This is a genomic window from Bradyrhizobium manausense (assembly GCF_018130615.1).
Taxonomy (GTDB): Bacteria; Pseudomonadota; Alphaproteobacteria; order Rhizobiales; family Xanthobacteraceae; genus Bradyrhizobium; species Bradyrhizobium manausense_A.
Genome location: NZ_JAFCKB010000009.1, coordinates 1 through 18954, shown reverse-complemented (window position 1 = coordinate 18954; position 18954 = coordinate 1). Strand labels below are relative to the sequence as shown.

The following is an 18954-nucleotide window of genomic DNA, read 5'->3' as shown; positions in this document are numbered from 1 at the left end:
AACACTCGAGGCGTTGCCCGGAACCCCGTCACAGGGAAACGGCCTCTCGGAACGGCGGAGGGCCATGTACATGGAATGCGCAAGAAAGGCCGGCTTCAGGCCTTGAAATTCTTTGAAATCGAGAATTTTCTGCGACAATCTGACAATTCTCGACGATTCAATGCGGAGGCCCGTCAGAAGATGGCCGTCCGTCCCACTTTTTGGGTGAGCACTGGTTCAAAATTCATAAAGTTTGGGGATTTGCGGCGACTAGGCCGTGAGCCGCAAATCTTCCTTTAGTCACGGTAGTCACCCGGCTGAACGATGATCCGCCGTAGCTCCGCCGCTACACCGTCCAGTACCGCGCAGCGCGCAGAAATTAGCTTGAAAGGCTGCCGTCGCGCGTACCCCCCCCTTTACCTGCCCCTCCCAAAGTAACTTGGCCTCGACTACGGAGGCTGATCGGTTTCAGCGTTTCCGACTGGCGCGTAGTTCTCTGGGGCCGCGAATAGGGTCGGAAGGCTACGATACCAAGTCGCGAGCCATGCTGTGCCCACCAACAGGGAGATGCCTACGATGCTGACGAGCATCTGGGCGAAGACGCCACCACTGACCTGCACAAGGATCCAGTGAGCAGCAAAGGAAAGGAAGACGCCAAAGCAGAACACAGGAAGCGAGCGCTGACCACACAGGATCAGCGGACGCAGTCGTCTGGAGCCGAGCCACGGCGTATCCTGTGGGAGGAAGTGCAGCAACACGATCAGCGCGGCCACGAAATGGGTGAGACGCAAGGGATCAAGGTTGGACTTGTCGATTGGATAAATCGCGCGACGTAGAGCCTCTGGTACAAATCGCTCCAAGCTGGGCACATGCCATGTCATGACGATCAGGAACGAGAAGGCGAGCCACGCCCCCGCGATAATGGTGATCGGGCGAGAGAGCGCCGTTGACCTTATCCTCGGCCCACCGCCAAGGCCGCACCAGACGCCAAATACAAACAAGAACTGCCATGCGAACGGGTTGAAATACCATTTGCCTCCCGGGAACGAGGGCAAATTCCAATCGAAATATCGGGCAGCAAAATAGAGGATTGCAGAGCCGAGCAAGGTCAAGTTCGGTCGGCGCAGCAGGCACCACAATAGTGCTGGCGCGGCGAGAACCAGCACGATGTACAGAGGAAGGACATCGAGGTTGACCGGCTTATATTTGAGCATGAGTGCCTGCCCGATCATGATGTCGGGACGGTCTAGAAATTGCGCCACGTTGAACGCGTCCTTGTACATTGGGTTGTCAAAGCGGGCCGCGGTCCGGGCGATCTGGGCGACAAAAAATAGAAACAGAAAGATGTGCGCGACATAAAGCTGCGACGCTCGCGTCCAAAGCCGCTTCGCTGCGGCCAAAAGCTGTCCGTTCTGAACGGCTGGTCCGTAAGCAAATCCGATCGAATAGCCGGAAATGTAGACGAAGAATTCCGCTGCGTCGCTGAAGCCGTAGTTGCGAGGCGTGAACCAGTTGAGGAAGTTATTCGGGATATGGTCGAGGAAGATTATCCACTGCCCGATGCCACGCAGGAAATCGAGCCGCAGGTCGCGTTTGGGCGGCTGCAAGACAGGGATGTTGCGAGGCTCCGTACTTGCATCCATGCCTGACCCTCCGAAGAACAGTTCAGGATACAAACTGCGGTTTCAGGCAATGGACGCAGTTGATCCATCTCAAGACGGCAAAGCAGTCCGACCGCAGGCATCGTTTCTACGTCTCTCAGAGAACCCAGCGGCGACTGGCCAAGACTTAGGGCTAGCGGTTGCTGGAGCGTGTCACGTCACCTCATCGACTGAATGAGACGTGTCGGCAAACCCCGCCAGAGACGCCCAAGCGGGCGTTTGAGCCATCCCCCGTCAGTTCATGCCCCACCCCGCGAACGCACCAGCGCACGTCCCTGCGACGAGAGGCGAGCGAAATGCAAGCACTGCGACGGGCCCAGACAGGATGCACGTAATGCCAGCATCGAGGGGAACATCGCAGATATGCACAACTGAGGAGCCCGTTAGCGGATCGCGACACAAATGGGGCTACAAAAATTGCATCATATTGATATATCGTGAATTTTTGCGGGTGAACTCTTCCTGCGCAGTGGCTTTACGGTTTATGCAGCGCTCTCCCCGGGGAGCGATGCACTATTGCCCCCGTCGTCTCGCAGATGACTGATGTGTGAGCCCGGTTGAACCACACGCATCACCACGAGCCTTGGCGCACAGACTCCGGGCGCCAGGACCACACGATTTTGCCGTACGCGGGTCACAACCGTCGTGTGGGCGACGGCCTCGCTCACGATTGCCCGCCCTGCAAAATCCTTCGCCCGATGTGACCCACGCCCACCGCAGTCCGGCCCGCGTTCGTGACGATCGCGATACGCCCCTCTTCCTTGGGCCGGGTTGCGCAACTCATGCGTCATTTCCGAATTTCGGCAAAGTGGAATATCTTCGGTGGCGGGTATTGCCCCAGGACTAGCGTGTTTTGTCCGCTGGGCAACGCAAGGTGTTGGGCCTTGTCGCCCGAATGGAGCGAAGCGCAATCCGGGCCACCAACTGAGGTCGGATCAAGCCAACGCGACCTGGCCCCACACACCGCCATAGGCTCGATCGTCCTCGGAACTCTCAGACTTGCGGCGAGGCCGCACCGGAGCGCCGCGCTGGCGCCGATGCCGGACATCGAAACGCTGCATCCGCGCAACGACGTCGCCGCCGAGCGATGCGATGCGGGCAGCCGCCTGTTTGACGACGAACAGGATCGTCGTGATGCGGCTCAGCACGCCGAGCAGGAACAGCACCGAGAAGATGTCGATATAGGCAAGGAAATCGCCGATCAGCATCAGCTCCGGCGGAATCGGGATGCTGTGATAGTAGGCGCCTATCAGGATAACGACGGGAATGAAGGCGATGACCTTCCGTACCGTCAGCCTGTCCAGCAGCGCGGCCAGCTGGACGACCAGCACGTCCCACAGCGCATCGCCGATCGCGAGCGGGACCTCGTAGGTCCATCTCCGCCACCATTGCTTCACGTCATTGCTCCGAGTTAGTGCCGCACGACCAGAACCGAACACTTCGCATAGCGCACCACGTGTCCGGCATTCGAGCCGAGAAAGTAGGTGCGCATCGCGGGCCGGTGCGAGGTCATGACGATCAGATCGGCCTTCATGTGCGCGGCTTCTTCGAGGATCTCGTGATAGATGCCGCCCTGCCGCACCACGCCGGAGATGTGGGCGGCGTCGATCCCGGATTCACGGGCGACGATGGCGAGTGCCTCTTCAGAGGTTTGTCGCTGCTGGTCGTCGAAATCGGCCGGCACGTATTCGGCCAGCATCACCGGCGTCATCGGCAGTACGTTGAGCAGCCGGATCGATCCGCTCCAGTTCTGCGACAGCGTTGCAGCGGTTTCAATCGCAGGCTTCGCCAGATCGGTGTCGGCGAGGTCGATGGGCACGAGAATGGACTTGAACATCTGCGCCTCCTATTGACCAAGCTGGATCAACCGGTCGAGACAGCGCCCGCGCGTCTCACCCCAGTCGAAGCAACTTGGGGCTGACGAACAGCACCAGTTTGCCGCGGCGGTAGGCCACGTCACCCCAATCCTTGACCTCAAAGTCCAGGATCGCAAGCCCCGCCGTGGGTAGATTGTCAGCGAGCGCCTTGGCGCTGGCCGGATCGCCGCTGCCCATCAGCATCAAGCCGGCCTCGTGCATGCCGGGATTGTGCCCGACCAACAACAGCTGCTTGGGGTTGGCCGGTATCGTTGCAGTGCGAATGGTTTCGAGAATCTGCGCGGGATCGGCGCCGTAGAGTTCCGGCAGGATCTCGACCTGCGGCGCTGCGACGCGGTCCTTCATCGCCTGCCAGGCGATGTCCCAGGTCTGCCGGGCACGGACGGCGTGCGACACCAGCACGGCCTCGGGGGCAGGCGCATGGGTGGCGATCCAGTCGCCCATCTCCGCGGCGTCCCGCTGGCCGCGCGCGTCGAGCCGGCGGTCCTGGTCGCGGCCGCTCGGCGCGTCGGTCTCGGTCTTGGCGTGACGCAGCAGCATCAAACGGCGCATGGCATTCTCGAATCGTTCCACGTCTAGAATAATCTACAGGCGGGCGTTGAGGGACAAGGTCACAAGCGCCCGATGGGTCCTTTAAAGCGCGATGAGATCAGGACAAAGCGTCATCACGCTTTAAATTGTTGTTTTGAGCATGATCTTTTCGGAAAACCGCTGCACACTTTTCCGGATCATGCTCTAAGAAAACGACATGAGCGAGACTTTCACAAGCGTGTCCCAGGACGAAGCCGGCTTTCGTGAACGTACGCGGCTGTCGTTCGACCTCGACGCCGATATCTGCGTGATAGGAGCCGGATTGGCGGGACTCTCCATTGCGCTGGAGGCGGCCCGGCTCGGGGCCAGCGTCGCGGTGCTCGAGGGGCGCCATATCGGCTGGAATGCCTCGGGCAACCAACTCGGTACGGTGACGCCGGGTTTTGCGCTGCCGCTCACCGAACTGATCGAGCGCATCGGTTTCGAGGACGCCCGTGAATTGTGGACGCTCTCGAAGGAGGGCGCCGAGTTCGTCCGCGCCAACGCGACCGAAGAGAATATGCCGGGCATAGGCCTCACCGGTGGCGTGCTGGAGGTCTCCAATGTCGATGCCGGCGACCGGCTGATCAGCCGGCTCCAGATGCTGAACGAGGATTTCGATACCGAGGCCGAAGGCTGGCAGGTTGATCGGGTGCGCGAGGCGCTCAAGACTGATCGTTACTTCCACGGCGTCTATTATCCCAAAGCATTCCAGGTTGATGGCCGCAAATATGTGCATGGCCTTGCGGCGCTGGCGCGGCGCGCGGGCGCCCGCATCTTCGAGGATACGCCGGTCGTCAGCATCGATCATTCCGGCATCCGCAAGCGCATCGTGACGCCCTCGGCACGGCTGCGCGCCTCCCACATCGTGCTCGCCGGCAACATCCATCTCGGCGCACCCTTGCGGCGCCTGTCGGAGACGCTGCTGCCGGTCTGGAGATACGCAGGGATCACAGCGCCGCTTGGCGAGCGCCTGCACGAGATCATCAGCTTCAAGGGATCAGTGATGGATTCCGATGGCGTCGATCATTTCCGCATCGTCGACGGCGACCGCCTGATGTGGGAGAGCCCGGAGACCACCTGGGCGGCGCGGCCGCAGCGCTTTGCAGGTAGCATCAAGCGGCGGATCCGGTCGATCTTCCCTGAGCTTGGCAATGTCGAGATCTCCGAGACGTTCGGCGGAGCCACCGGCCAAACCGTGCACGGCATGCCGCAGATCGGCCAGTTGCGCAAAGGCCTGTGGGTGGCGAGCGGCCTCGGCCGCCAGGGCATGAACACCTCCGCCATGGCCGGACAGCTGATCGCGCGCAGCATCCTGTGGGGTGACGAGCGCTGGAAGCTGTTCTCGCCGTTTGAGCTGGTCTGGGCGGGCGGCACCACTGGACGCGTCGCGGGCCAATTGGTCGGCATCTGGGCCAGGGCGAGTTCCGCTGCCGCGGGGTCACTCGCGCGCTATCGCGAGCGGGTGCGGATGAAGGACAGGGAGCGCGAGGCGCGGCTGGCCGAGGCCAACCGGGCCGCCGGCACCGGTCCGCGTCATCAGCCGCCCGGGGTTCGGCCGCGGGTGGCCCCGGCGCGGCCGCAGCCGGCTGTGACGGAGGAGGCGGAACCCGCCTCCCATGAGCAGGGCGTCCCGCATTAAGCGGGAAGAAAAACGTCGCCTGGAAGTGTAACATTAGCCGTTAGAGCCCGTATCTCAGGGCGTGGTCCCCGCGCACGGAGAATGAGATGTTTGACCGCCGCATCCTGCTATCGACTGTCGCCGGCCTGTTTGGCCTTTCGGCCTTCCGCTGGCTGAGAGCAACGCCGGCCCAGGCTGGAGAGAAAGCCGCGCAAAAGTTCGAGATCGAGAAGACCGATGCGGAGTGGCGGGCCCAGCTCACCCCGCAGCAATATGAGATTCTCCGCAAGGAAGGCACCGAGCGGCCGGGCTCCAGCCCGCTGCTGAAGGAGCACCGCAAGGGCGTCTTCGCCTGCGCCGGCTGCGACCTGCCGCTGTTCGCCTCCGAGACCAAGTTCGAGAGCGGCACGGGTTGGCCGAGCTTCTACCAGCCGATCGAGGGCAATGTCGGCAAGACCGAGGACCGCACCTTCGGCATGGTGCGCACCGAGGTGCATTGCCGGCGCTGCGGCGGCCATCTCGGTCACGTCTTCGATGACGGTCCGAAGCCGACCGGATTGCGCTACTGCATCGACGGTTTCGGGCTGGTGTTCCACCCGGCGACGCCGTCGGCGACCTAAGGCGCCATTTGACGTGTTTTCCCGGCAATTGTTGCCGGTCCGGCAATTATGCCCCGGTCGTCCGACCGGGGCATCTCCATTTAAGTCATTGATTTCATGAAAATACCCGCATTGGCATAGGCCTTGCGACGTCTCCTCCGACTGCGGCCACGGGTCTGCCGGCCGCCGAGATCGGATTTGGAGACAAAGTTATGGGTATCTTCGATGCAATGAACACCTCGGTGGGTGGCCTGCAGGCGCAGTCCTACGCGCTTCAGAACATCTCGGGCAACATCGCGAACTCGTCCACCACCGGTTACAAGGGCATCGGGACCAGCTTCGAGGATCTCATCCCGGACGCGTCCGTGCCGAGCAAGCAGGTCGCCGGCGGCGTCACTGCGCACGCACAGGCAACAATCACCACCCAGGGCACGATCTCGTCCTCCAGCGTCGCCACCAACATGGCGATCACCGGCGACGGCTTCTTCTCGGTGCAGAAGGCGAGCGGCGTCGTCGACAACGTGCCGGTGTTCGACGGCGTCTCCTATTACACCCGCCGCGGCGACTTCCAGGTCAACGCCAACGGCAACCTCGTCAACGGCGCCGGCTATTACCTGATGGGCGTCGCGGTTGACCCGAAGACCGGCAATCCGACCGGCAGCGTGCCGACCGTGCTGCAATTCCAGAACAACTTCGTCCCGGCGCAGGCGACGACCTCGATCCAATATGCAGCGAACCTGCCGTCCCAGCCGAATACGGTGGCAAGTTCGACGGCAGTCAGCGGCACGCTACTCGCAGCCGGCGGCCTCAACCCGTCCGATTTCGCATCCAATCCGCTGATCATTGGCACGCCGCCCCCGCCCTATGTCAGTGCAGGGGTCTCCGGCGCGGCGGCCACGGGCAATCTGCGCTCGGCCTATACGGCGACAACCGCAACGGGCTCGGTGGCGCTGCTGGACAGCTCTTCAGCCGCGGTCACCAGCGGCACGTCGCTTGATTCCGGCACGAGCCCGCATCTGAACAACACGCTGCTGACCAGCCTCGCTGGCACGCAGATGATTGTCGGCACCCAGACGATCAAGTTTGACGCCACCGTTTCCGGCACCTCGACAGCCAGCAACGTGACCACGATCGGTCTGCTGGGCGGCACCACCTCAAAGATGTCCGACATCCTGAATGCGATCGTGACAGGCGCCGGCGGCGCGCCCGCTGCCGCGTCGATGACATCCAGCGGCAACATCCAGATCACAACCAACACCACGAGCGATATCACGGTTTCCGGCGCAGCGGCTGGCCTGCTCGGCATCAGCAGTGTGACGCGCGGCGGCAACGTGCTGTCGACACCGGCGATCACCGGCTCGACCGTGTTGGGCGGCTCTGCGACGGCTGGCGGTGCGGAAGTCCTCTCATCGGGCTTCGCCGTCAACAATACCATCACTGTGAACGGTCAGACGCTGACCTTCATGGCTTCGGGTGCGTCCGGCGCGAACCAGATCAACATCACCGATGACATCACGACGCTGCTTGGCAAGATCGACGGTCTGAGCGGCGCGACTGGTTCTTCGATCTCCAACGGCGTGATCACACTGCAAACCGGTATTGCCAACCCCACGCTGACGGTGACCAGCAGCAACAGCAGCGCGTTTGCCGCGCTGGGCTTCACGTCAACCGTCACCAAGGCGCGCGGCGGCGGCGGCACCTCCGGTACGGGCACCGTGATCGGCAACGACATTGCCACCTTCACCAAGGAATCGATCAGCGGCGGCGCGGTGACCGCCTACAATGCGGCCGGCACCCCGGTGAACCTGCAATTGCGCTGGGCCAAGACCGACAGCGCGTCGCTGGGCACGGGTCATACCGACACCTGGAATTTGTTCTACCAGACCGATCCGAATGCGACCGGCACGACGGTCGGCTGGGTGAACGCGGGGCAGTCCTTCACCTTTGCCGCAGACGGCTCGCTTTCCTCGCCGGCCGGCTCGGGCATCACCCTCAGCAACGTCACCGTCAGCGGGCAATCGCTCGGCTCGGTCGCTCTCAACATCTCCTCGGGCGGCCTGACGCAATACGCGAGCACCAGCGGCGCGGTGACCATCAACACGATCACGCAGAACGGCTACGCCGCCGGTCAGCTCCGTTCGGTCGCCGTCAGCAACAACGGTCTGGTGGTCGGCACCTTCTCCAACGGCCAGAACCTCGACCTCGCGCAGGTGACGCTGTCGCACTTCAACGGCACCAACTATCTCAAGGCGATGGACGGCGGCGCCTATGCAGTGACCGACCAGTCGGGTCCTGCGATCGCCGGTGCCTCGGGCACCATCAGCGGTTCGTCGCTGGAGGGATCCAACACCGACATCGCCGACGAGTTCACCAAGCTGATCGTGACCCAGCAGGCCTACTCGGCCAACACCAAGGTCATCACGACGGCGAACTCGATGGTCCAGGACCTCCTCAACGTGTTGCGCTGATTGGCGCGTAACGTAACCAAAGGCGGCAAGTAAGATGGGTTTGAGTTCAGCCCTTGCCAGTGCGATGAGCGGTCTGCGGGCCAACCAGGCCGCGCTCTCGATCGTCTCCTCGAACGTCGCAAACTCGCAGACGCCGGGTTACGTCGCCCAGACGCCGAACCAGATCGAAGTCACCACCGGTGATTTCGGCTCGACGGCGAAGACGACCGGCGTCAGCCGCGATATCGACAGCTACGTGCAGAACCAGCTGCGCACCGAGACCGGCGGCAGCGGCTATGCCGACCAGATGGCCAACATTCTGAAGCAGCTTCAGAGTGTCTATGGCACGCCCGGCAACAGCGGCACGCTCGAAACCGCGCTGAACAATTTCACCTCTTCGCTCCAGGCGCTCTCGACCAGCGCGGGCTCGTCGTCGGCGCAGACGGTTGCGCTCGGTGCGGCGCAGGCGCTGGCGACGCAGCTCAACGTCACCACCAAGGGCATCCAGTCGCTGCGCTCCAATGTCGAGCAGGATCTCGGCACCTCGTCGCAAGCCGCCAACGCGGCGCTGAACCAGATCGCCGACATCAACACCAAGCTCCAGGGCTTGGCACCGACCGATCCGTCCGCGGCGACGCTGATGGACCAGCGCGACCAGGCCATCAACTCGCTGTCCAAATATGTCGATGTCCGCGTCACCACCGACGGGTCGAACCAGGCCAACATCTACACCACCACCGGCATCCAGCTGGTCGGCGCGGGGCTCGCCTCGCAATTCTCCTTCACGTCAGCCGGGACGCTGGGGGCGACGTCGCTCTACAACGTCGATCCGGCCAAGTCCGGGGTCGGTGCGCTCACCATCAAGCTGCCGAACGGCTCGTCGATCGACGTCGCCGGCAACAACGTTGTCTCCTCCGGCCAGATCGCAGCCGATCTCAAGCTGCGCGACCAGACGCTGGTACAGGCGCAGAACCAGGTCGACCAGCTCGCCGCGACGATGTCGAGCGCGCTGTCGGACAAGACCACGGCGGGCACCGCTGTCTCCGGCCCGCCCGCCGGCTTCGACATCGATCTTGCCGGCGCGCAGCCGGGCAATACCGTCAACATCACCTATACCGACTCCACCAACACGCAGCGCCAGGTCACGCTGGTGAACGTGACCGATCCCGCGGCGCTGCCGCTGCCGAACGCCACCAACGCCAATCCGATGCAGGTCGGCGTCAATTTTTCCGGCGGCATGGGCGCGATTGCCTCCGCGCTCAACACCGCGCTGTCGGGTTCGCACCTGACGTTCTCCGCCGCCCCGTCGCCGGCGACCGCAACGACGCTGCGCGTCACCGACGACAACAGCGGCCTCGCCAAGATCACTTCGGCGTCGAGCACCAAGACGGTCTCGTCGCTGACCTCGGGCGGTCCGCAGCTGCCGCTGTTCACCGACGGCGGCCAGGCGCTCTATACCGGCGCGATCACGGCATCGGGCTCGCAGATGACCGGCCTTGCCGGCCGCATCGCCGTGAACACGCAGCTCAGCACCGATCCGACCAGGTTGTCGGTTTACAGCACGTCGCCGGTGACGCCCGCCGGCGACACCACGCGCTCGGACTATCTCTACTCGCAGCTCACCACGGCTGTGTATTCCTATTCACCGCAGACCGGTCTCGGTTCGGCGAGCCAGCCGTTCACCGGCAGCGTCTCGAACTATCTCCAGCAGTTCCTGAGCGTGCAGGCCAACGCCTCGACCCAGGCGACCCAGCTGCAGCAGGGCCAGAGCGTCGTGGTCTCGACGCTGCAGGCCAAGTTCAACTCGACCTCCAGCGTCAATCTGGACTCGGAGATGTCGAACCTGATCCAGCTCCAGAATGCCTACGCCGCCAACGCCCATGTCATGTCGGTGGTGCAGAGCATGATGAATACATTGATCCAGGCTCAAGGGTAATCAGTACAGGGCTCTGAAACATGTCGATCAGCAGCATCAACTACGGCTCGTCAGTCCTCGGCGCGCAGATCCGTAACATCAACCAGCAGCTCACCGACCTGTCGACGCAGCTCTCGACCGGCAAGCTGTCGCAGAACTATTCCGGCATGGGAACCAACGAAGGCTTTGCGATCGCCTCGCGCGCGCAGCTTTCGAACATCGCCGCCTATACCGACACGATCACCAACGTCAACGTCAACATCAACCTCGCCAATACCGCGCTGCAGTCCCTGACGACGATCCGCAGTACAGTGCAGACGGGCTCGGCCACCACGGCGCAGGATCTCAACGTCAACGGCCAGACGGTGGCGCAGAACACCGCCGCCGCGCAGTTCGGCTCGATGGTCGGCGTGCTCAACACGCAGTCGGGCAACCGCTATCTGTTCTCAGGGACCGCGTTCAACACGCAGTCGGTCGCCAACGCCGGCGACATCATCAACGGCACCACGACGCAGGCGGGCCTGAAGACCGTCATGGCGGAGCGTCAGGCCGCCGATCTCGGCGCCAACGGCATGGGGCGGCTGGTGCAGTCGACGCTGCCGTCAGGCGCGATCCAGGTGCAGGAGGATTCGGCGACGTCGCCGTTCGGGCTCAAGATCGCGGCCGTCTCCTCGACGCTGACGGGCGCGACCATCACCGGTCCGAGCGGTTCACCGGTGTCGTTCTCGGTCAATCTCAACGGCGTCAATCCGAACAACGGCGACAAGCTCAGCGTGCAGTTCACGCTGCCTGACGGTTCGACCGAGCAGATCGATCTGACGGCGTCCAGCGCGACGCCGACGCCGGTCGGCAGCTTTGCGATCGATCCCGGCAATCCCAATATCATTCCGGCGGTTCCCCCGAACCCGGCCATCACATCGGCGAACCTCAACACCGCGCTGAACACCGCGATCAAGAAGCTCGCCGGTACCTCGCTGATAGCGGCGTCCGCGGTCGAGGCCGGCGATAATTTCTTCAATACGGACAGCTCGGCGATCGGCGCTGCCAAGACCAGTCAGGCGTCCACGCCGATCGGCGGAACCACCGCGCTGTCAGGCACCTCGCCCTCGGACTCGATTGCGCCCGGCTTCTCGCCGGGCGATACCATCACCGTTAACGGCACGACGCTGAGCTTCGTAGCCTCGGGCGCGACCGGTAACCAGCTCAACGTCACCGACAGTATCCAGACCCTGATGAGCAAGATCGACGCCATCACGGGCACCTCGAAGCCGTCGACCATCCATGGCGGCTCGATCACGATCAATACCGACGACGCCGCAAGCCTGAACATTTCGGGCGGGACTGCAGGCGCCACCGCCGCGCTCGGCGCGCTCGGCTTCGCCTCTACGCCGATTACGGCCACGCAGCCGCCGCTGCGCGTCGACACCAGCAGCTCGCCGGCAAGCTCGGCGACGAGCCTGGTGAACGGCACGGCCACGACCGTGAAATGGTACACCGGCAATGACGGGCCGGGCTCGGCGCGCTCGACCGCGGTGGCGCGGGTGGATGACTCCGTTACGGTGCAATACGGCGCGCAGGCCGACGAGGACGCGATCCGCAAGCAGTTGCAGGCGATCGCCGTATTCGGCACGTTCTCGACCTCGCCGACCGGGCAGTATGCGGGCGGGCAGGTTGCGGCGCTGAGCCTGCGCACGACGCAGGCGCTGACGCCGCAGCCCGGGCAGCAGAAGATCGAGGACATCCAGACCGACATCGCGATGGCGCAGAACACGATGAAGGATGCGACCACGCGCCAGACCCAGGCCAAGGCGCAGCTCCAGACCATCGTCGACCAGGCGGAGTCGGCATCGCCCGACCAGGTCGCCAGCGAAATCCTCTCGCTCCAGAACGCGCTGCAGGCGTCCTACCAGACTACCGCCAATCTCGCGCAGCTCTCGCTGGTCAAGTTCCTGTAAGGACGCATTAAGGCGTCGTTAACCATGCCTCTTTACCTCTTGGTGAGGATTTGAGCGGGGCACGCGGAGCCGTCGATGTCGGACAAGATGCAATTGGTGGTGGCGACGCCTTGCTTCGGCGGGCAGGTGTCGAGCATTTACGCGAGCTCCATCTTCGCGCTCCAGCGCGCGGTGCACGGCATGTCCAACCTCGGGCTGAAGGTGCTGTTGCGGGACGGCGATGCGCTGATCACGCGCGCCCGGGCCAATCTGGTCGCGATGTTCCTGGATGATCCCGATGCGACGCATTTCCTGTTCATCGATGCCGACATCGGCTTCAAGCCGGAGCAGGTGTTCCGGCTGATCGAGTGCGGCGCCGACGTTGTCGCCGGCTGCTATCCGATCAAGCGGGTGAACTGGGACAAGGCGACGCGCGCGATCAAGGCGGGGCGGACCGATGTGACGGCGGCTTCGCTCGACTACGTGCTAGAGATCGAGGATCCCGATCGCATCGTGGTGGTCAACGGCTTCACCCGCGTGCGCTATGCCGGCACCGGCTTCCTGATGATCCGCCGCCAGGCGCTGGAGGCGATGTGCCGCCATCCGGACTATGCCAATCTGCAGTTCTTCCGCGAGCATTCGCATGACTCGCTCGTCACGAGCCCGAACCGCTTCGCCTTGTTCGAATGCATGATCGATCCCGCAACCGGGACCTATCTCTCCGAAGACTTCGCCTTCTGCAAGCGCTGGACTGATATCGGCGGCGAGATCTGGGCCGATATCCAGAGCTCGCTCGACCATGTCGGCCCGTCGGTCTTCCACGGCGACATTGCCTCGCAATTCGCAGCCGTGCCCGCGGCTGCGGCAGCTGACGCGGCGTGAGCCAGTCGGGATGAGCATCGGCGCATCCCGTCTGTCGGACATCGAGCGAGCGTCCGAAGGGGGGGCGCGCTATCGCCTGCGCGATCTCTTAACGCCGTTGGATACGCTGCTGGCCTCCGGCGGAGATCAGCGCCTCGCGCTCGACCCGAAAGAACGCGTCAACGCCTATGGCTGCGCGCCGTCGCCCGAGCCAGAGATCTGGAATTTCGCCTCCTCGACCGCATCGACGATCTCGCAAGCCGCCTATGACCGCGCTGCGCTGGCGCGCGAGGAGCTGGTCCACAAATCGCTGTTCGATGAGGTCGAGATCGCCTTCGACCGGCGCTGCGAGGACATGCGCGATGAGCTGCGCGGTCACTTCCTGCTGCCGTCGCGCGTCGAAATCGTGTTCTCGCCCTCGGGTACGGACTCCCAGCTTCATGCCTTGTTCCTGGCCCGCGCCGTACTCGGCGTACCGCCGGTGACGATCGTGGTCGGCGCCGACCAGACCGGCAGCGGTACGGTGCAGTCGGCGCGCGGGCACCATTTCAGCTCGATGACGGCGAGCGGCATTGCCGTGCGCAAGGACGCCGCGATCGCGGGCCTCGCCGGTGACAGTCTCGCGGTGCCTCTGCTGGACGCCACATCCGGCCTTGGGATGCGTACTGACGCAGATGCGGCGGTCATGCGCGCAATCGAGGACAGCCTCGCGCAAGGCCGGCGCGTTCTGTTGCACATCATGGATTCGTCAAAGCTCGGCTGGCGCGCGCCGAGTGCCGCCTGTCTCGATGAGATCGCGCGGCGCTGGCCGCGCAAGGTTCAGGTCGTCGTCGATGCCTGCCAGGCGCGGCTCGGCCGCCGGCGGCTGCGCTCGTATCTCGATCGCGGCTACATGGTGCTGATGACGGGTTCGAAGTTCTTCGGCGGGCCTGCCTTCAGCGGCGCGCTGCTGGTTCCGAAGGGTCTGTCGCGGGCGCTCGACCGGATCGAAGGGATCGCACCGGGCTTCTTCGACTATGCCGGCCGCTGCGATTGGCCGATGGCGTGGACGGCGCTGCGCTCGCGTTTCGAGCGCCGGCCGAATTTCGGTCAATGGCTGCGCTGGGAAGCCGCGTTGGCCGAAATCGGCGGCTACTACGCCGTGCCCGGCGCGTTCCGCGCCAGGGCGCTTGCCGAGCTTGCATCGGGCATCGACAGCATGATCACATTGTCGCCGTCGCTGCGTGCCGTACCGGCGCCCGTCGACGCTACTGATGCCGATGATGAAGAATTTGTGCGGCCTTCGATCTTTCCGTTCACGCTGCTGCGCAACGGCGAGCCAGTGTCCGTCGCCGACACCAGCGCTGTGCACCGCGCGCTTGCGCGCGACATGAACGATGCCATCGTTGGCGGTGCCGCGGACCGGCAGGTTGCCGCGCAGCGCTGTCTCGTCGGCCAACCGGTCCGGCTGATGCCGCCGGACGGTGCGCCGCAAGCCGTATTGCGGCTGTGCGTCGGCGCGCGGCTCGTCACCGACGCCTGGTCGGTCGACAGCGTGCAAGCGCAAGCTAATATGCAGCACGTCCTCGATCGCATCGCCCATGTCCTGGTGAAGATCGAGCTGTTGGTTGACCGTACCGCCGCCGCGCCAGCGTAGCCCGTATTCGAGGTGTGAGATGTTGCATCCGCTTGCCGCGCCGAATTATGCCGACCGTATCGGCTTTGCGCAGTTGACGCGCCAGGCGTTCGAAGGCGTCGATCTGCAGCCGTTGCGCGATCAGCTCTTGGCGCGGATTGCGAATGGAACGGCGCAAGCGGGCGAGGGGCTGGATCTGTCGTTGATTGCCCAGCTAATGGGCGAGAAGGAAGCCGGGCTCGTGATTCAGTCCGAGGTGCTCTCCTTCCATCAACTGTTTCGCACACCCGCCACAGGACCAAAGCCTGGCTTGTGCGTGCTTGCACTTGCGGCCGACATCGACATGGGCGGCAACACGCCGATCGAATTCCTGCTCGAGGGCTCCGACATCGAGCTCCTGACACTCTATGTGACCAAGGACAAAGGTCTGCCGGAAACGCTGCCCGAGCACGACGTTGCCATCGTGGTCGCATCCGATTCCGAGGAATGCCGCGAAGCGCTCGCGTTGATCGAAAAGGCCGCGCCGCGCTGGCCGCGGCGGCTTCTCAATCGCCCCGAGCTGATCGGCAATCTCGATCGCGACAAATTGTTCCGATTGTTGGCCGGTATCCCCGGCCTCGACATTCCCGTGACCGCTCACGCGACGCGCGCGCAATTGTCGGCTCTCGCGGAAGGACGGATTGCCTGCGCCGAGATCACGGGCGAACTGCATTTTCCGATGATCGCGCGGCCACGCGGTACGCATGCCGGTGTCGGACTTGCGAAACTCGACGATGCTCCCGCGCTCGCGGCCTATCTCGCCGAACGCCAGGAGCAGGATTTTTTCGTCGCGCGTTTCGTCGACTACGCGAGCCCGGACGGACTCTATCGCAAGATCCGGCTCACCATGGTCGACGGCAAGCCGTATGCCTGCCACATGGCGATCGCCGATCGCTGGGACATCTGGTATCTCAACGCCTACATGGCGTTCAGCGAAGAGAAGCGCGCTGAAGAAGCTGTTTTCATGCAGGACTTCGATCGTGCCTTTGCCGCGCGCCACAGACACGCGCTCGACGAAATGAGCCGGCGCGTCGGTCTCGATTATTTCATCGTCGATTGCGCCGAGAACCAGAATGGCGATCTTCTGGTGTTCGAGGCGGACAACACCGCAGTCGTGCACAACATGGATTCGCCGGTCGTGTTTCCATACAAGCCGCCGCAGATGCGCAAGATCTTTGCCGCGTTCACCGCGATGCTATCACGGCATGCCAAGACGACTGACAAGACGACTGACAAGACGGCCGACAAGGCGGGCGTGGGGAGTGCAGCATGAATGAGATCGTCCGTAATACGCAGACCTCCGCCACGAACGGATCGCTCGATCCGCAGGACTGGAGCGAGTTTCGTACGCTTGCCCATCGCATGCTGGACGAGGCGATCGACGGCATCGCTAATGTTCGCGGGCGTCCGGTGTGGCAGCCGATCCCCGATGAGGTTCGCGCGGCGGTTCGAACCGGCGTGCCGCGCGAGGCAGCCGATCTCGCCGAGATCTATCGTGAATTTTCCGAGCATATTGCGCCTTACGCGACCGGCAATGTTCATCCCGGCTTCATGGGCTGGGTGCATGGCGGTGGCACAGCGGTCGGCATGATCGCAGAGATGCTTGCGGCGGGTCTCAATGCCAATCTCGGCGGACGTGATCACATGCCGATCGAGGTCGAGCGCCAGATCGTCGAGTGGATGCGCGGCCTGTTCGGCTTTCCACAGGGCGCAAGCGGCATCTTCGTCACCGGCACGTCGATGGCCAATCTGATGGCGGTGCTGGTGGCGCGTACGAGCGCGCTCGGCGCGTTGGCGCGTCAACACGGTATCGGCAACGACGGCACGCTGCTTACGGCCTACGCGTCGAAAGCCGCGCACGGCTGCATCTCCCGCGCGATGGACATCGCCGGGTTCGGCACCGACGCACTGCGCAAGATCGATGTCGATTCCGGTCATCGCATCGACGTCGCCGCGCTGCGAGCGCAGATTGCGATCGATCGCGAGGTCGGCTTCAGGCCGTTCCTCGTCACAGCGTCTGCCGGTACCGTCGACATTGGTGCAATCGATCATCTCAAGGCAATCGCCGATTTGTGCCGCGAGGAGGGGATCTGGTTTCACGTTGACGGCGCCTTCGGCGCGCTCGCGATCCTCTCGCCCGAGCTTGCGCCGCTGCTCGACGGCATTGAGCTTGCGGATTCGATCGCGCTCGACTTTCACAAGTGGGGGCAGGTACCTTATGACGCCGGGTTCCTGCTGGTGCGCGACGGCGAACGCCATCGGCAGGCCTTTGCGCAGCCGGCGGCCTATCTGAGCCGCGAGGCGAGGGGGCTTGCAGCCGGCGCCGTATGGCCATGCGATCTCGGTCCGGATCTGTCGCGCGGTTTCCGCGCGCTGAAGACGTGGTTCACGCTGAAGACATTCGGCACCGATCGGCTGGGGGCGGTTATCGCGCGGAGCTGCGCGCTGGCAAAATACCTGGAGACGCGCGTGCTCGCCGAGCCGCGGCTCGAGCTGCTCGCGCCGGTCAATCTCAACATCGTCTGCTTCCGCTATCGCGCCGGCGATGCGGTGAATCGGGAAGTTGTCGCCGATGTCCAGGAGTCCGGCATCGCCGCGCCGTCGGGTACGACGCTGGATGGCAAGTTCGCGATCCGCGCCGCGATCGTCAATCATCGCACCGCGGAGACGGACATCGACGCGCTGGTGTCGGCGGTGATCAAGTTCGGTGCGAAGCGAACCGGCGGAGTGATCGAGGTCGAGGCGCCGCCGCTCGCGACGCAGTGATCGTCATCGGCTGAAACAACGACGGCCCCGGAGATGATCCGGGGCCGTCGTCGTTCAGGCGAAAGCGCTTCGATCAGGCCGCGGTGCTGACGTCGGTCTTGCCCGGCTCAGTCTTGGCATCATTCTTGGGATGAGTGGACTCGAACTGCTCACGCAGCTTGTCCTCGTAGGCAATCAGCTTGCGGGCGTCCTTCAGGGCCCGGTAGAGATCGCCGCTCATGATGTTGTTGTTGATGCTTTCGATGATCGGCCAGGCGCTGGGCACGGCAGTGATGATGTCGCGCACCAGGTTGAAATAGGTGCCGTGCTGGCTCTGCGGATCCGGCGAGATGTACATCAACTGGACGGCCAGATAGACGAGCTTGGCCGGCGTATCGGCGGTCTCGGGCGTGAGGATGTCGCGCTCACGCAGGATCGGCACGTTGTCGCCGTCGATCAGAAGGCGGGCGCGCTGGTCGGTGTTGGTGATGACGCAGTTCCCGACAATGATGCGTTCGTGCGGCCTGAGCTCGACCTTGAGGGCCATTTTGCCTGTTCTCCATCAACGCTTTCGTAACCGAGCGTGAGTTGTGGCGGATCAGGGCGCAATACTCCCTCAACATTAGTTAACGAGTTCTAAATCCAGGCCCCCGCCAGAGAAAAACTCAATCATTTCAATCTCGAAGTTGCCCGGCGGGGCATCACCGCCGCTGCGTCGCTGAGCCGAATCACGCTGCGACTCAGCGAAAGCGCCGGTTTCATTTCATGCTTCGTTAGATTCTCGGAGCCACGGTCCGCCGGTCGCTGGGTCAATCAAGATCCCAGGACGCGTAACAGTAGCGTCGTTTACCAGAAAGGTAACACCCAATGTCCGGTATCGTTCTCTCCGCGTCGGTTCGTCAGAACCTCCTCTCCCTCCAGTCCACCGCTGATCTTCTCGCCACCACGCAGAACCGTCTGTCGACCGGCAAGAGCGTCAACTCGGCCCTGGACAATCCGACCAACTTCTTCACGGCCCAGTCGCTCGACAACCGCGCCAGCGACATCAACAACCTGCTCGACAACATCGGCAACGGCGTTCAGGTGCTGCA

At 63.5% G+C, this 18954-nt stretch carries 15 protein-coding genes; 10 read left to right on the top strand and 5 right to left on the bottom strand.

What is annotated here, in order from left to right; genetic code table 11:
- Nucleotides 1-428: 428 nt before the first annotated feature.
- From JQ587_RS18490 to JQ587_RS18475, 4 genes are all read right to left on the bottom strand, one after another.
- Nucleotides 429-1622 carry an OpgC domain-containing protein gene (locus tag JQ587_RS18490; RefSeq protein ID WP_212426195.1) on the bottom strand — a complete coding sequence of 398 codons (1194 nt, stop codon included), beginning with the start codon at nucleotides 1620-1622 and terminating at the stop codon, nucleotides 429-431.
- 953 nt (nucleotides 1623-2575) lie between these two features.
- A complete protein-coding gene (locus JQ587_RS18485; RefSeq protein WP_212426194.1) occupies nucleotides 2576-3037 on the bottom strand; it encodes a hypothetical protein in 462 nt (153 codons plus the stop codon).
- A 14-nt stretch (nucleotides 3038-3051) separates the two neighbouring features.
- The gene (locus JQ587_RS18480) at nucleotides 3052-3477 is read right to left on the bottom strand and encodes a universal stress protein (RefSeq protein WP_212426193.1); all 426 of its coding nucleotides are present in this window, start codon (nucleotides 3475-3477) and stop codon (nucleotides 3052-3054) included.
- 55 nt (nucleotides 3478-3532) lie between these two features.
- Entirely contained in the window at nucleotides 3533-4069 is a 537-nt protein-coding gene (locus JQ587_RS18475; RefSeq protein WP_212426192.1) for a SixA phosphatase family protein, read from the bottom strand.
- A gap of 196 nt (nucleotides 4070-4265) precedes the next feature.
- Between JQ587_RS18475 and JQ587_RS18470 the strand changes: the two genes are divergently transcribed.
- The 9 genes from JQ587_RS18470 (at nucleotide 4266) to JQ587_RS18430 (ending at nucleotide 17884) form a co-directional block, all read left to right on the top strand.
- A complete protein-coding gene (locus tag JQ587_RS18470) occupies nucleotides 4266-5729 on the top strand; it encodes an NAD(P)/FAD-dependent oxidoreductase (protein WP_212426191.1) in 1464 nt (487 codons plus the stop codon).
- A gap of 86 nt (nucleotides 5730-5815) precedes the next feature.
- Nucleotides 5816-6328, top strand: a complete 513-nt coding sequence (msrB, locus tag JQ587_RS18465) for a peptide-methionine (R)-S-oxide reductase MsrB (protein WP_212301144.1) — start codon at nucleotides 5816-5818, stop codon at nucleotides 6326-6328.
- A gap of 191 nt (nucleotides 6329-6519) precedes the next feature.
- Nucleotides 6520-8775 (top strand): flagellar hook-basal body complex protein, encoded by a 2256-nt coding sequence (locus JQ587_RS18460; RefSeq protein ID WP_212301143.1) that lies wholly within the window; start codon nucleotides 6520-6522, stop codon nucleotides 8773-8775.
- 34 nt (nucleotides 8776-8809) lie between these two features.
- The gene (gene flgK, locus JQ587_RS18455; RefSeq protein WP_212301142.1) at nucleotides 8810-10690 is read left to right on the top strand and encodes a flagellar hook-associated protein FlgK; all 1881 of its coding nucleotides are present in this window, start codon (nucleotides 8810-8812) and stop codon (nucleotides 10688-10690) included.
- Between the two features lie 20 nt (nucleotides 10691-10710).
- Nucleotides 10711-12624, top strand: a complete 1914-nt coding sequence (locus JQ587_RS18450; RefSeq protein WP_212426190.1) for a flagellar protein — start codon at nucleotides 10711-10713, stop codon at nucleotides 12622-12624.
- Between the two features lie 75 nt (nucleotides 12625-12699).
- The gene (locus JQ587_RS18445) at nucleotides 12700-13485 is read left to right on the top strand and encodes a hypothetical protein (RefSeq protein WP_212301140.1); all 786 of its coding nucleotides are present in this window, start codon (nucleotides 12700-12702) and stop codon (nucleotides 13483-13485) included.
- 10 nt (nucleotides 13486-13495) lie between these two features.
- Entirely contained in the window at nucleotides 13496-15100 is a 1605-nt protein-coding gene (locus tag JQ587_RS18440; protein ID WP_212426189.1) for a hypothetical protein, read from the top strand.
- 19 nt (nucleotides 15101-15119) lie between these two features.
- On the top strand, nucleotides 15120-16391 hold the full coding sequence (locus JQ587_RS18435; RefSeq protein ID WP_212426188.1) for an ATP-grasp domain-containing protein: 1272 nt from the start codon (nucleotides 15120-15122) through the stop codon (nucleotides 16389-16391).
- A complete protein-coding gene (locus JQ587_RS18430; protein ID WP_212426187.1) occupies nucleotides 16388-17884 on the top strand; it encodes a pyridoxal phosphate-dependent decarboxylase family protein in 1497 nt (498 codons plus the stop codon). The genes JQ587_RS18435 and JQ587_RS18430 overlap by 4 nt, the downstream gene beginning before the upstream one ends.
- Nucleotides 17885-17957: 73 nt before the next feature.
- Here JQ587_RS18430 and flbT read toward each other — a convergent pair whose 3' ends face one another.
- Entirely contained in the window at nucleotides 17958-18410 is a 453-nt protein-coding gene (gene flbT, locus JQ587_RS18425) for a flagellar biosynthesis repressor FlbT (RefSeq protein ID WP_212301136.1), read from the bottom strand.
- Between the two features lie 320 nt (nucleotides 18411-18730).
- Here flbT and JQ587_RS18420 point away from each other — a divergent pair.
- Nucleotides 18731-18954, top strand: a 224-nt coding sequence (locus JQ587_RS18420) for a flagellin N-terminal helical domain-containing protein (RefSeq protein WP_491524940.1), incomplete at its 3' end; no start/stop codon positions are given.

Coding starts and splice junctions, on each gene's coding strand:
- JQ587_RS18490 (WP_212426195.1), bottom strand. CDS start 1,622: ATGGATGCAAGTACGGAGCCTCGCAACATCCCTGTCTTGCAGCCGCCC.
- JQ587_RS18480 (WP_212426193.1), bottom strand. CDS start 3,477: ATGTTCAAGTCCATTCTCGTGCCCATCGACCTCGCCGACACCGATCTG.
- JQ587_RS18475 (WP_212426192.1), bottom strand. CDS start 4,069: ATGCGCCGTTTGATGCTGCTGCGTCACGCCAAGACCGAGACCGACGCG.
- JQ587_RS18470 (WP_212426191.1), top strand. CDS start 4,266: ATGAGCGAGACTTTCACAAGCGTGTCCCAGGACGAAGCCGGCTTTCGT.
- msrB (WP_212301144.1), top strand. CDS start 5,816: ATGTTTGACCGCCGCATCCTGCTATCGACTGTCGCCGGCCTGTTTGGC.
- JQ587_RS18460 (WP_212301143.1), top strand. CDS start 6,520: ATGGGTATCTTCGATGCAATGAACACCTCGGTGGGTGGCCTGCAGGCG.
- flgK (WP_212301142.1), top strand. CDS start 8,810: ATGGGTTTGAGTTCAGCCCTTGCCAGTGCGATGAGCGGTCTGCGGGCC.
- JQ587_RS18450 (WP_212426190.1), top strand. CDS start 10,711: ATGTCGATCAGCAGCATCAACTACGGCTCGTCAGTCCTCGGCGCGCAG.
- JQ587_RS18445 (WP_212301140.1), top strand. CDS start 12,700: ATGTCGGACAAGATGCAATTGGTGGTGGCGACGCCTTGCTTCGGCGGG.
- JQ587_RS18440 (WP_212426189.1), top strand. CDS start 13,496: ATGAGCATCGGCGCATCCCGTCTGTCGGACATCGAGCGAGCGTCCGAA.
- JQ587_RS18435 (WP_212426188.1), top strand. CDS start 15,120: ATGTTGCATCCGCTTGCCGCGCCGAATTATGCCGACCGTATCGGCTTT.
- JQ587_RS18430 (WP_212426187.1), top strand. CDS start 16,388: ATGAATGAGATCGTCCGTAATACGCAGACCTCCGCCACGAACGGATCG.
- flbT (WP_212301136.1), bottom strand. CDS start 18,410: ATGGCCCTCAAGGTCGAGCTCAGGCCGCACGAACGCATCATTGTCGGG.